Raw genomic sequence first — 12,407 nt, 5'->3', positions numbered from 1 at the left:
CTACTCTAACCCCGACATTATGAGGCAGATTGAGCGCGATTCAAAATGACGCAAGGATTTATTACGCATACAAAAACGGCGCTACTGAGAAAAACTCATCGCGCCGCCTTCAACCTGCATCACAAGAACAGAATTACTCGTCGTTCTTGGTCTTCAACACTTTACGACCACGGTAAAAGCCGTTCGGGCTGATGTGGTGACGCAGATGTGTTTCACCAGTCGTTGGCTCGATAGCCAGCGGAGGTGCAACCAGAAAATCGTGGGCGCGATGCATGCCGCGCTTCGATGGGGTCTTCTTATTTTGTTGAACTGCCATGATAACTCCTGCTTTCTTAAGATCTTAAAGTTTAACATATCCAACCCTCAGAACAGGGAAAGGCTGGATACTCCTGCCGCGTTTGTATGCGCGGATTTTACTACCTATTGCCACACCTTAGTCACACATCATCAAAATCACACTCTACGACTGTGAAAATCAGCGCGACAAATTTACCGCAATTCTTTATCGAATCCGTGACAGATTCTATTTACTGCATTGTTTATTGCTGCTTCAAATTCTTGAGCATCGCGAACGGCGATTCTTTTTTACTGCTCTTCAGCCCTTCCAGCGCAGACGGGTCTGGACAAACCGGATGCTTGGGCGAGAGCGGCAAGGCCAATAAGGCCTCGTCTTCAATCAATTCAATAATATTCAGTGATTTAGTGCCGACGATGACATCGATTTCATCATTATCAAGCAGCGCATCGATCTCATCGGCGCTTTCTTCATCTTTTGCCAATACCAGCACGGATTCCGCATCGATATCGAAGGCAAATGGGGTCAAGCAACGTTGACACATGATCTTGATTGCGCCGGTGACCGACATCGTCAATTGCGGATGCCCCAAGGAATCAACGCCACCTATCAGTACCCAATGGAGCACGCCGGAGCGGTCTGCCGACTCATCTGCCAGGCGACTCAGGTCGGCCACAGCGATTTCGCCTTCACGGCGCTCTTTATGGCGCGAATACTCAAAGGCGTCGATTATAAAAGCACTCATAATAACGCTGAACCCAGCCGAACCCGGAAAACCTGCGATAATAACAGCCTTTCCCTTTATTCGTCAAAGTGTTAGCGCATTTTCCGGCTTTTATCGCCGAGCAGGCGCTCAAATGGCGAAAATCATGGCCTCTTTACAACAGACGACTGCATCCGACATGCTACCACCCTTGCCGCGCCTGATCCTGGGCTCCAGCTCCAAATACCGCAAAGAATTGCTTTCCAGATTACAGATTCCTTTCGAGGTCATGGCGCCGGATATCGAGGAAGCCCCGCTCCCCGGCGAAACACCCGAAGCCACTGCACTGCGCCTGGCGCTGGCAAAGGCGCGCGCAGTGGCGCTGGCTGTGCCGGGCACATTGGTGATCGGCTCAGACCAGGTCGCCACGCTGGACGGCGAACAGATCGGCAAACCTGGCAATCACGGCAATGCATTGAAACAATTGCAGAAAATGCGCGGCCACCGCGTAATCTTCCATACCGCCCTCTGTCTTTGGGATGGACGAGAACAGCAGGCCGAGGCCGCCGCCCAGATAGAAAACGTCCAGACATTTGTTACCTTCCGCGATCTGCCTGACGCCGAACTGGAAGCGTATTTGCACATTGAACAACCCTACGACTGCGCCGGCAGTGCGAAAAACGAAGGGCTGGGCATCGCCATTCTGGAAAAAATAGAAAGCACCGATCCGACGGCATTGACCGGATTGCCATTGATCGCGCTGACCAGTATGCTACGCCGCGCCGCCCTTCCGTTTTTCACAAAGTAGACCCATGCCAGGCATCCTGTATTTAATCCCCAACACCCTTGGTCAAAGCGACGCCGATCTGGCGCAACCGCTGGCCGCCATCATTCCGATTGAAGTTCAGGCGCAGACCGCCAGGCTCGATTATTTCATTGCCGAAAATGCAAAGACCACACGCGCGTTCCTGAAACTGGTGAACGCCGTCCAGCCGCTGACCAAGCCGCTGCAGGAAATCCAGATCGCCGAACTGAATGTGAATACCGCCAGCGCCGCGTTGCCAGCCTTGCTGGCGCCGATCCTTGCCGGCCAGGATGCTGGTCTGATTTCAGAAGCCGGCGTGCCCGCAGTCGCAGATCCCGGCGCAAACCTGGTTCGCCTCGCGCATGTCCATAACATTCAGGTCAGACCCCTGGTCGGCCCGTCTTCGCTGCTATTGGCGGTCATGAGCAGCGGACTCAACGGCCAGAGTTTTGCCTTCAACGGTTACCTGCCGACCGACGCCGACCAGCGCAACAAACGCATCAAGGCCCTGGAACTGCGCTCGCGCCAAGACCAGCAGACGCAGCTGTTCATTGAAACGCCGTATCGCAATGGCGCTTTCCTCGAAGCGCTGGCCAACAACTGCCAGCCCGGCACGCTGATCTGCGTCGCCACTGACTTGACGCTGCCCTCGGAAACCATCCGGACACAAACCGCCGCCAAATGGAAAACAGCATTAGCGGCTGGCAAACATCCAGATTTTCACAAGAAACCGACTGTATTTTTATTTTTGGCGCAGTAACTTTCTGTCTGCGCACTGTCAGGATTTACGCGCAATCAAACCAGCTCCCCCAATGCAAAACGGCATCGGTATTGCGCCGACGCCGTTCTTGCTAGCCTCGAAAGACAGGGGGTGAGAAGTCGAAAACTTCTCGGTGCCGCATCCGCGATGCGGTGGGTTGTCCAGTAATCAAAAATTATTCCAATGCAAGGGGTTGTATTGCAGCTGGAATGATTTTTTGCTACCGAAACAATTTTAACTGAGTGGCCAACGAGTTTGCTATTCCGATATTCGCCTCCTCCGTTCGCTTTTCCTTTAGTTCCTTTAATATATGCCAGGATCACGAAGATACAAGGCGAATTACGGTAATACGGTATTACGTTATAGCGCTTTCAACATTCGCTTTTCATAAAAAAACCCGCCGGCAATTTCTTGCGGGCGGGCTGTTGAATAAAGCTTAACGCTAAAATTCAATACGAAAAATTCAACGCAAGCTTGGCCTTACTTCATTCGCCAGCGACTGCACCACGCCAGCCCCCATCGCCACACCGAATTTTTTCAGCACGCGCTCAGGCAAACCTTCACTCTTGGTGTAATCGACGATATCTTCCTGCTTCAAGACATCGCGCGCAACGCTGTCCACAGTGCCATAACCATCGGCAAGCCCCATATCAATGGCTTTGGAACCGCTCCAGAACAAGCCGGAGAAAGTTTCGGGCGTTTCTTTCAGGCGGGCACCGCGGCCCTTGCGGACGACGTCGATGAACTGCTGGTGAATTTCGGCCAGCATGGTTTGCGCATATCCTTTTTGGGTTGCGCTCATCGGGCTGAACGGATCAAGGAAGCCCTTGTTCTCCCCGGCCGTCAACAGGCGCCGCTCAACGCCGACCTTGTCCATCAAGCCGGTGAAACCAAAGCCATCCATCAGCACGCCGATGGAGCCAACGATGCTGGCTTTATTGACATAAATTTTATCGGCCGCAGCTGCAATGTAGTAACCGCCTGAAGCACACATCTCGTCGACCACCACATACAGTGGCTTGTTCGGATATTCCTTGCGCAAGCGCGTGATTTCATCGTTGATGATTCCCGCTTGTACCGGGCTGCCGCCTGGGCTGTTGATACGCAAGATCACGCCGACCGAATCATCGGCGGCAAACGCATTATCGAGCGCGGGCACAACCACGCTGGCCGAGCCGTTGCCTTCCGATTCGATCGCGCCATTGATCTTGACCAGCGCGGTATGGGCGCCGACAGTTTGCGTATCCGAACCTTCGTAATTCATGCCCAGCCAGAATGCGAAGCAGACCACGGCAAGCAGCGCCAGCTTGAAGAAAATACCCCAGCGGCGGCGCGCACGCTGCTCTCGCAACGATGCAAACGCCAGCTTCTCCAACAGCTCACGCTCCCAGCCGGCCTTTTTTTCCAGCCCTGCGGAACCCACACTATCAAACTCGTTATTGCTCATGGTGCTCACTCACGTCAATTATCCAAGATCATTCAATACCTCGTCAGGCAATTGCCGGCCGCACGTATTCATCAGGGATCCAGAACACCTGATCATTGCTTTCTTCAACTAAAATCTTGTGCAAACGGCCACCGCGGCAGGGACCGCCGGCGCATCTTCCTGTCTCTGGCTCATACACTGCGCCATGCGTGGCGCACATCAGGTACAAGCCGCTGGATTCGAAAAAATCGCCCTCGTTCCAGTCCAGCTCCATCGCCACATGCGCACAACGATTCAGGTAAGCATGCACCACATTGTCGTAGCGAATCGCAAACGCCACCGCGTCGTCACCCCAGGCGGTTACCGGAAAGCGCACGCCCTTGCCGCGCTCAGCCAATGCGGATGAGGCGCAGATGGGAATCCGCAGACTATTTACGGCTTGTTCAGACATCGCGCAACACCCTCGTTAACATGGAGCCGTGCATCAAGCGTTATTGATCAGCCAATCGTGCAATTGCGGCGTTGACGTCGCACTGAACAATGGCTTCAAGGCATTCAGCTCGTGCGCCGGATGTGCGCCGTACTGGACGGCGATCCCCGCAGCGCCCGCATTGATTGCCATTTGCAGATCATGCGTAGTATCGCCGATCATCACGGTGCGCTTCAAATCCTGGCCCAGTTCACGCGTCAGCTCCTGCAGCATGGCCGGATGCGGCTTGGAGAAGGTTTCGTCGGCGCAGCGCGTAGCATCAAACACCGATAGCAGCTTGGTTTCATGCAAGGCGCGATTCAGCCCGACCCGGCTCTTACCGGTCGCAATCGCCAGGAAATAACCTTGCTGCGACAGATCGGCCAGCATTTCTCGCACGCCATCGAACAGGGTCAGGTCCTGGTCCTGCGCCAGATAATGATAGCGATAGCGCTCCACTACCCGCGGATACTGGCTCGCCTCCAAGCCCGGCATCGCCATCTGCAATGCCTCACCCAGACCAAGTCCGATTACATGCGCGGCAGCTTTGTTGTCTGGAATCGGCAATCCCAGATCCTTGGCTGCAGCCTGGATACACTTTACGATGATGGCGGTACTGTCCATCAAGGTGCCATCCCAATCAAAAACGATTAAATCAAAATTCTTTCGCGCCATATAACCCGGCAATCGCTTGCCGACTCCTGTTCGTGGATTTCGAGGCTGTTGCACACGCATCTGGCATTGTTGCTCCTCATAGCCATCTGTGTTTGCAGCAACTTTTTGGGCCTATTGACATATGATTTGGGAGTGCGAACGCGCGGCAGGCGTTGCAGGCCTAGGCGCAGCGACGCGACGTAGCGGTGCTACGGCAAGAAGCTGCAACAACGGCATGCGACGCCTGCAGCCGTTCCCGGAGGGTTCAAACCAAACCGTGCGCTGGCGGCGTTGCATGGCGTAGCTGGGGCTTCAGCCCCAGCTACGCCATGCGCCTTGCCAGCACACGGCTTGACTTGAACGCATCTCCCAAATCATATGTCAACAGGCCCTAGTTTGCCGATCAGTAATTAACTGCGCCAAACCAATAGATAAATACTAACTGATATTTTAATCGCCCGTAGTACGCGATGGCGCGGAAGCAACATTATCCGATTTCCCATCAGGCAAACTTTTCAGGAATTTTTCACATTCCGGCGGCAACGGCGCTTTCAGGGTTATCGGCTTGCCTGTCTCAGGGTGGGCGAACGTAATCTGATAAGCGTGCAAAAACATCCGTTTCAGCGCGATGCGCGAACCGTCGGCTTTTTGCAAGGCGCGATTAAGGGCAAAATCGCCATATTTATCATCGCCGGCAATCGCAAAGCCGCTGGATGACAAATGCACACGGATCTGATGGGTGCGGCCTGTCTTCAGTTCTGCCTCAAGCAAAGCATAGTCGCCATAACGGCGGATCAGGTTAAAGATCGTGTGGGACGCCTGGCCATCGGCCTGAACCCGCACACGGCGCTCGCCATCCGCCGCCGTATACTTATGCAAAGGCAATTTAATATGCTGGCGCTCGTTTTGCCAATCGCCATGCACCAATACCAGATAGCGCTTGTCGGTATCGCCTTCGCGCATTTGTTCATGCAAATTGGTCAGTGCCGAACGTTTCTTTGCTAACAATAGAATACCGGACGTATCGCGGTCTAGCCGGTGCACCAGCTCCAGGAACTTGGCTTCCGGGCGCGCAGCACGAAGTTGCTCAATGACGCCATAGCTGACGCCGGAACCGCCATGCACCGCGACTCCTGCTGGCTTGTCGATCACCAGCATGTGATTATCTTCCAGCAATATTTTGAATTCAGCGCCTGGCACCATTTGATCTTGCTTTTCAGCAATTCGAATCGGCGGCACACGAATAACGTCCCCTTCGATCAAACGATAAGTCTGATCGATACGGCCTTTATTCACTCTCACTTCACCCGAACGCAGCACACGATAAATGTGGCTCTTCGGCACTCCTTTGCAAATACGCAACAAAAAATTGTCGATCCGTTGACCGGCATCCTCTTCCCCAATGGTCAGCAACTGCACTTGTAAAGGCGCTGGCGGGGCCTGCACCTCTTGCTTTACGGCTACTTTGGGTTCGGCCTTATGCTTGGACGCGGCTTGTGTCCGCGCCTCGGGGCGAGACTTGACTCGCCCTCCAGAAAATCTCGCTAAGTCCTTCATTTTGAATATATAATTGTTCCGCAACTGTTCAGAAACAGTTGCTGGTGTAAGAATAAAAAGACCATTCTACACAGGGGCGTCCCCATCAGCCTCGCCAATTTGCAAATTTGATGGGAAATGTGTACGCATCACCCCTGCGCGAGTCAAGGTCGCACCGTTGTTGTCATCGGATAGCGCGCACGGATGCTGAACAAGAATGTCTGGATGATTAGGATAAAGTCCGGCGAGCCCGATGCGATTAATCGCGACGGGCTCGCCGGTTGATGTAGTGCTTATAAATTTGTCGATTAACTTTACTGAAACCAATGCTTCATTTGGCTCTATCAAGCTGCTCACCGCCAGGCGTCATGCTCGCGTTCCGCGAACTGCAAGACGCTGTACCGGTGCACGCTGGTAGTAATCAGTAAAACGACAGCACTGCATCCGCGCCTGTGCATTGCGCCCTGCTTACGCAGATCAGGCGCTGACACACCAAGGCAATTCTCTCCCACGGACACTCCGTTCTCGCGTACATCCCTGTACTTTTTGGCGCTGACAGAATGCTGATGAACAGCATCATTAAGCGCCATTGAATTGACCCAAGGGTCACGGAGCGAAAAAATGAAACGCATGTTGTTTAATGCTACGCAGCAAGAAGAACTGCGCGTGGCTATTGTTGACGGGCAAAAGCTCATCGACATCGATATCGAAACCACCGGACGCGAACAACGCAAGTCCAATATCTACAAAGGTGTGATTACCCGTATCGAGCCGTCGCTGGAAGCCTGTTTCGTCAACTACGGTGAAGAGCGTCATGGCTTCTTGCCGTTCAAGGAAGTTGCCCGCACCTACTTTAAAGAAGGCGTCGACGTCCGTACCGCATCGATCAAGGAAGCCCTGCGCGAAGGCCAGGAAATCATGGTCCAGGTGGAAAAGGAAGAGCGCGGCAATAAAGGCGCCGCCCTGACCTCTTTCGTCTCGCTGGCTGGCCGCTATCTGGTCCTGATGCCGAACAATCCACGCGGTGGCGGTGTTTCCCGTCGCGTCGAAGGTGAAGATCGCCAGGAACTGCGCGAGACCATGGACAAACTGGACCTGCCAAACGGCATGTCAGTGATTGCCCGCACCGCCGGCATCGGCCGTAATGTTGATGAATTGCAATGGGACTTGAACTACCTGATGCAACTCTGGCGCGCTATCGAAGGCGCCGGCACACAAGGCAACGGCGCTTTCCTGATTTATCAGGAATCGTCCCTGGTAATCCGCGCGATCCGTGATTACTTCCAGCCCGATATCGGCGAAATCCTGATCGATACCGACGAAATCCACGACCAGGCGCAGCAGTTCATGGCGCACGTCATGCCTGACATGGTGCACCGCGTTAAGCGTTATCGCGACGATGTGCCGCTGTTCTCCCGCTTCCAGATCGAACACCAGATCGAAACCGCGTATTCGCGCACCGTGCCACTGCCATCCGGCGGCGCCATTGTGATCGACCATACCGAAGCGCTGGTTTCCGTGGACGTCAACTCGGCCCGCGCAACCCGCGGCGGCGATATCGAAACCACGGCATTCAACACCAATTGCGAAGCCGCTGAAGAAGTCGCCCGCCAATTGCGCTTGCGCGATCTGGGCGGCCTGATCGTGATCGACTTCATCGACATGGAGAATTCGAAGAACCAGCGCGAAGTCGAAACCCGCCTGAAGGATGCTCTGCGCTATGACCGCGCACGCGTCCAGATGGGCAAGATTTCACGCTTCGGCCTGATGGAACTGTCACGCCAGCGCCTGCGTCCGTCACTGTCGGAAGGCAGCCACGTGACTTGCCCGCGTTGCAACGGCACCGGCCATATCCGCGATACCGAATCCTCGGCCCTGCAAGTCCTGCGCATCATCCAGGAAGAGGCAATGAAAGAGAATTCGGCCGCGATCCACGTCCAGGCCCCGGTCGACGTCGCCGCTTTCCTGCTGAACGAAAAGCGCGGCGAGATCCTGAAGATCGAAACCCGTCATCGCGTCGGTATCATCCTGATTCCGAACAAGCATCTGGAAACCCCGCATTACAAGCTGGAACGTCTGAAACACGACGATCCTCGCCTGGAAGAAACCCAGGCCAGCTATGCCATGGCAGAGCAAGCCGATACCGATATCGGCTACAGCAAGACCCAGAAAGAGGAAGGTAAACCGCGTCAGGAAGCAGTGGTCAAGGGCATCACGCCAGACCAGCCGGCGCCTATCGTTGAGCGCAAGCCCGCCGAAGCACGTCCGACAACGACCGCGGCGGCAACCGCCCCTGCCGAAGCAGGTTTCCTCAGCAAGATCTTCGGTTTCTTCTTCAGCAAGCCTGTAGCGCCTGTAGCTACACCGGCTGCGACTGCGGAAACCAAGGGCGCGCAACAGCGTGACCGTGGCGATCGCGGCGGTGACCGCAACAATCGCGGCCAGCGTGGCCGTAACCGTGGCGGCCGTAACCGCGATGGCAGCGCCCCGGAAACACGCGACGACAGCACCAAGAAGCCAGTGGTGACCGAAGTCGCAGAAACCAAGACCCAGCAAGCTCGTCCGCCACGTCCTCCGCGCGAATCGAAAGAGCCAAGAGAACAACGCGAAGGCAGCGAGAGCAAGTCGGAAGTCCGCAATGAAAACAAGCGCGAGCGCAACGAGCGTCCACCGCGTCCGCCACGCGAAGAGCGCAAGGAAAACCTGAGCGAAGTCAAAGTCGATGACATCTTGCTCAAGGCCGGTGTAGTCGCCACTGCAGGTGTTGCTGTTGTTGGCATTACTGAAGCGGCAGAACCGGCACAGATCGATAGCGGCCGGATTGAAACCAAGGCTGAAGGTGACGAAGAACCACGTCGCCGTCGCCGTCGTGGTGGCCGCAACCGCAACCGTCGTGATCGCGATACAACAGATACTGCTGAAGGCAGCAGCGAAGGTAGCGAGGACATGGAAGCTGGCGAAAGCGGTGTAGCTGATGCAGTTGCAGCGCCGATCGATGTCACTCCAGTCGCAGCTCCTGCAATGGTCCATGAGGCCGCACCGGTAGTCCCACAACCAGTCGCTGCGCCTGCCCATGCAGAAGCCGTCGGCAACGACGTGCCGATGATGGCCTCCTCTGTTCCGGTATCGCAAGAAATTGTAGTTCCGGCCCATCTTGAGACGATTGCTCCGACAGTCCTGTCGAACGCTATCGCCGCACCGCTGGCGCCGCAAGAAGTTGCACCTGTAACGGAAGTCGCCCCGGTGGTTGCAGTCGAACCAACTCCAGTGTCCGCACCAGTGTGGATTCCGGTTGCGCCAGCACCGACAGTTGCCGAGCCTGAAGCAGTGGTGGCAGCGCCAGTAGCAGCAGATCCAGTGGTAGAGCCGCTGGTGACGACCATTACAGCGCCAGCCCCGGTTGAGCATGTTGCACCGCAGGTCGAAGCACCGGCAGCGGTCGTCGCCGAAGCTGCGCCAGTTGTGATTGCCGCAGCTCCTGCAGCTGTTGTGCAAGTATCGGTAGAAGCAGCACCGGCAGCACCTGTGGCGCCTGCCGAAGTCAAGGCTGCCGTATCGAGTTCCTCGCCTAAGGTGGAAGATCTGCAAACCGTTCTGGCGGCGGCAGGCCTGACATTGGCAGCGACCGACCCGAACAAGCTGCGTGCTGCGCAGGAAGCTACGGCCAACATCGTCGCTGCACCACGCGTACCTCGTGAACGCAAGGCAGTGCCGGTCCAGGTCAGCGAACCACTGGTGCAGATCGAAACCCAGCGCTCGCAGTCCTAAGCCAGCCTGCGCCGCCGGCAACATGGCGGCGTAGCAAGATGACAAGACAACAAAGGGAGTCTACGACTCCCTTTGTCACGTCTGGCGTCATACACACTATCTGTAACCTGCTGAAGCCAAAAGCCGATGGCCATGGTATCTTGTGGAAGTTACCATCTAGTATAGAAGTACGAGATTTTGCATACCTGCCAAGAAACACATCATGACTAAAAAAGTCATCCCGCTGATCGATAGCCGCAATTTCTTGCCGCCGACGCTGCCCTCCATACTTGAAACGCCTACCGGCCTGATAGCGGATGAATTAGGCAGGCCGCTGCACGACTTGCGCATCTCAGTGACTGACCGCTGCAACTTCCGCTGCGTCTACTGCATGCCGCGTGCTGTGTTCGACAAGGATTATGCGTTTCTACCGCATACCGCCTTACTGTCATTTGAAGAAATTACCCGTCTGGCTAGCCTGTTCGTCGCCCACGGCGTGCACAAGATCCGCCTGACCGGCGGCGAACCGCTGCTGCGCAAGCACATTGAAAAACTGATCGCCATGCTGAGCGCGCTGAAAACGCCGGATGGCAAAGAACTCGACCTGACTCTGACCACCAACGGTTCGCTGCTGGCTAAAAAGGCGCAGGCACTGAAAGACGCCGGTTTGAAACGCGTCACTGTGTCGCTGGATGCGCTCGACGAATCCATCTTCAAGCGCATGAACGACGCCAATTTCCCGGTAGCCGAGGTGCTGCACGGACTGGATGTGGCGCACCAGGTTGGACTCGGTCCGATCAAGGTCAACATGGTGGTCAAGCGTGGCGTCAACGAACAGGAAATCCTGCCGATGGCGCGTCATTTTAAAAATACGCCGTACATTCTGCGCTTCATCGAATACATGGATGTGGGCGCTTCCAACGGCTGGAAAATGGATGAAGTGGTGTCTTCCGCCGAAGTAGCGCAATTGATCCAGACCGAATTGCCGATGCAGCCGGTCGCCGCCAACTATCTCGGCGAAACGGCGCAGCGCTGGCGCTATGTCGACGGCGGCGGTGAAATCGGCCTCATTTCCAGCGTCACCCAAGCCTTTTGTCACGACTGCTCACGAGCGCGCCTGTCGACTGAAGGTAAGCTGTACACCTGCCTGTTCGCCAGCGCCGGTCACGATCTGCGCGCCTTGCTACGTAGCGAAGGCAGCGACCGTGAAATCTCGAGTGTCATCGGCCAGCTGTGGCGCGCTCGCGATGACCGTTACTCCGAATTGCGCACGCAAAACACCGAAGGATTGACGCCGTCCAGGAAAAAAGTGGAAATGTCATATATCGGCGGCTGAAATCGGCGGCTGTAGAAAGCACGAGGCCACGCTTTGCAAATCCAGGATCCACCTGCTTCATTGAGCATCACTAGTTGTGTCACCGGCCTAGTTATCGCCGGCGGCCGCGGTTCGCGCATGGGCGGTATCGACAAGGGCCTGGCCATGCTCGGACAGCAAGCCATGGCCGCCCATGTCATATCCCGCCTGGCGCCGCAAGTCAGCACCCTGATCATCAACGCCAACCGCAACCAGAGCAGCTACGCCGCGTTCGGCCATCCCGTCTGGCCGGATGAACAAGCCGATTTCGCAGGCCCGCTAGCCGGCTTGCAAACCGGCCTGCGCCACTGTATGACGCCCTACCTGGCGACAGCGCCTTGCGACTCGCCCTATCTGCCGCTCAATCTGGTGCAAGTCCTGGCGCAAGCCATGCAACATGCCGATGCCGACCTGGCGGTAGCCACTACAGTCGACGAGCGCACCAAGGCAATCCAGCCGCAACCGGTATTCATGCTGCTGAAAAGCAGTTTATTGACCGACCTCAATGACTACCTGGAAGCCGGAGGACGTAAGATAGAGGCATGGTATCGCCGCCTGAACTATAGCGAAGCGCTGTTCAGCGACGCAGACGCCTTTCGCAACATCAATACCGAAGAACAATTGCAGCAGAACGCCACTGGCAACGACAACGCATAAA

At 55.8% G+C, this 12,407-nt stretch carries 11 protein-coding genes; 5 read left to right on the top strand and 6 right to left on the bottom strand.

The features are described from left to right. Window positions 1-133 precede the first annotated feature (133 nt). Together rpmF and LT85_RS08435 are read right to left on the bottom strand one after the other, a co-directional pair. Complete coding sequence (gene rpmF, locus LT85_RS08440) at window positions 134-316, bottom strand: 50S ribosomal protein L32 (RefSeq protein ID WP_014006864.1); 183 nt, start codon at window positions 314-316, stop codon at window positions 134-136. 223 nt (window positions 317-539) lie between these two features. Then, window positions 540-1,040 (bottom strand): YceD family protein, encoded by a 501-nt coding sequence (locus LT85_RS08435; RefSeq protein WP_172656959.1) that lies wholly within the window; start codon window positions 1,038-1,040, stop codon window positions 540-542. Between the two features lie 124 nt (window positions 1,041-1,164). Here LT85_RS08435 and LT85_RS08430 point away from each other — a divergent pair, with 124 nt between their 5' ends. Both LT85_RS08430 and LT85_RS08425 read left to right on the top strand, forming a co-directional pair. After that, window positions 1,165-1,806: a Maf-like protein gene (locus tag LT85_RS08430; RefSeq protein WP_081992748.1), complete on the top strand. Its 642-nt coding sequence runs from the start codon at window positions 1,165-1,167 to the stop codon at window positions 1,804-1,806. A 4-nt stretch (window positions 1,807-1,810) separates the two neighbouring features. After that, window positions 1,811-2,563, top strand: coding sequence for an SAM-dependent methyltransferase (locus LT85_RS08425; RefSeq protein ID WP_038487402.1), 753 nt, complete (start codon window positions 1,811-1,813; stop codon window positions 2,561-2,563). Between the two features lie 463 nt (window positions 2,564-3,026). On the opposite strand, the gene LT85_RS08420 is transcribed toward LT85_RS08425, so the two are convergent. From LT85_RS08420 to LT85_RS08405, 4 genes are all read right to left on the bottom strand, one after another. Next, entirely contained in the window at window positions 3,027-4,010 is a 984-nt protein-coding gene (locus LT85_RS08420; RefSeq protein ID WP_038487399.1) for a S49 family peptidase, read from the bottom strand. A gap of 43 nt (window positions 4,011-4,053) precedes the next feature. Then, window positions 4,054-4,440 carry a Rieske (2Fe-2S) protein gene (locus LT85_RS08415; RefSeq protein WP_038487397.1) on the bottom strand — a complete coding sequence of 129 codons (387 nt, stop codon included), beginning with the start codon at window positions 4,438-4,440 and terminating at the stop codon, window positions 4,054-4,056. A gap of 33 nt (window positions 4,441-4,473) precedes the next feature. Continuing rightward, window positions 4,474-5,133, bottom strand: coding sequence for an HAD-IIIA family hydrolase (locus tag LT85_RS08410; protein WP_038487394.1), 660 nt, complete (start codon window positions 5,131-5,133; stop codon window positions 4,474-4,476). A gap of 429 nt (window positions 5,134-5,562) precedes the next feature. Beyond that, on the bottom strand, window positions 5,563-6,669 hold the full coding sequence (locus tag LT85_RS08405) for an RluA family pseudouridine synthase (protein WP_038487391.1): 1,107 nt from the start codon (window positions 6,667-6,669) through the stop codon (window positions 5,563-5,565). Window positions 6,670-7,269: 600 nt separating this feature from the next. Between LT85_RS08405 and LT85_RS08400 the strand changes: the two genes are divergently transcribed. The 3 genes from LT85_RS08400 to mobA all read left to right on the top strand — a co-directional run bounded on the left by LT85_RS08400 (window position 7,270) and on the right by mobA (window position 12,406). Next, window positions 7,270-10,416, top strand: a complete 3,147-nt coding sequence (locus tag LT85_RS08400) for an Rne/Rng family ribonuclease (protein WP_038487388.1) — start codon at window positions 7,270-7,272, stop codon at window positions 10,414-10,416. A 202-nt stretch (window positions 10,417-10,618) separates the two neighbouring features. Continuing rightward, window positions 10,619-11,731 (top strand): GTP 3',8-cyclase MoaA, encoded by a 1,113-nt coding sequence (moaA, locus tag LT85_RS08395; RefSeq protein WP_038487385.1) that lies wholly within the window; start codon window positions 10,619-10,621, stop codon window positions 11,729-11,731. A gap of 117 nt (window positions 11,732-11,848) precedes the next feature. After that, entirely contained in the window at window positions 11,849-12,406 is a 558-nt protein-coding gene (gene mobA, locus LT85_RS08390; protein ID WP_253273740.1) for a molybdenum cofactor guanylyltransferase MobA, read from the top strand. Window position 12,407: the final 1 nt, after the last annotated feature.

The organism is Collimonas arenae, from assembly GCF_000786695.1.
Classification (GTDB): Bacteria; Pseudomonadota; Gammaproteobacteria; order Burkholderiales; family Burkholderiaceae_D; genus Collimonas; species Collimonas arenae_A.
This window is presented reverse-complemented; position numbering and strand designations above follow the sequence as displayed.

Bases quoted from the DNA above. Each gene is read 5' to 3' on its own strand.
- LT85_RS08420 (WP_038487399.1), bottom strand. From the start codon at position 4,010: ATGAGCAATAACGAGTTTGATAGTGTGGGTTCCGCAGGGCTGGAAAAA.
- LT85_RS08430 (WP_081992748.1), top strand. From the start codon at position 1,165: ATGGCCTCTTTACAACAGACGACTGCATCCGACATGCTACCACCCTTG.
- mobA (WP_253273740.1), top strand. From the start codon at position 11,849: ATGGGCGGTATCGACAAGGGCCTGGCCATGCTCGGACAGCAAGCCATG.
- moaA (WP_038487385.1), top strand. From the start codon at position 10,619: ATGACTAAAAAAGTCATCCCGCTGATCGATAGCCGCAATTTCTTGCCG.
- LT85_RS08415 (WP_038487397.1), bottom strand. From the start codon at position 4,440: ATGTCTGAACAAGCCGTAAATAGTCTGCGGATTCCCATCTGCGCCTCA.
- LT85_RS08435 (WP_172656959.1), bottom strand. From the start codon at position 1,040: ATGAGTGCTTTTATAATCGACGCCTTTGAGTATTCGCGCCATAAAGAG.
- LT85_RS08405 (WP_038487391.1), bottom strand. From the start codon at position 6,669: ATGAAGGACTTAGCGAGATTTTCTGGAGGGCGAGTCAAGTCTCGCCCC.
- LT85_RS08425 (WP_038487402.1), top strand. From the start codon at position 1,811: ATGCCAGGCATCCTGTATTTAATCCCCAACACCCTTGGTCAAAGCGAC.
- rpmF (WP_014006864.1), bottom strand. From the start codon at position 316: ATGGCAGTTCAACAAAATAAGAAGACCCCATCGAAGCGCGGCATGCAT.
- LT85_RS08410 (WP_038487394.1), bottom strand. From the start codon at position 5,133: ATGGCGCGAAAGAATTTTGATTTAATCGTTTTTGATTGGGATGGCACC.
- LT85_RS08400 (WP_038487388.1), top strand. From the start codon at position 7,270: ATGAAACGCATGTTGTTTAATGCTACGCAGCAAGAAGAACTGCGCGTG.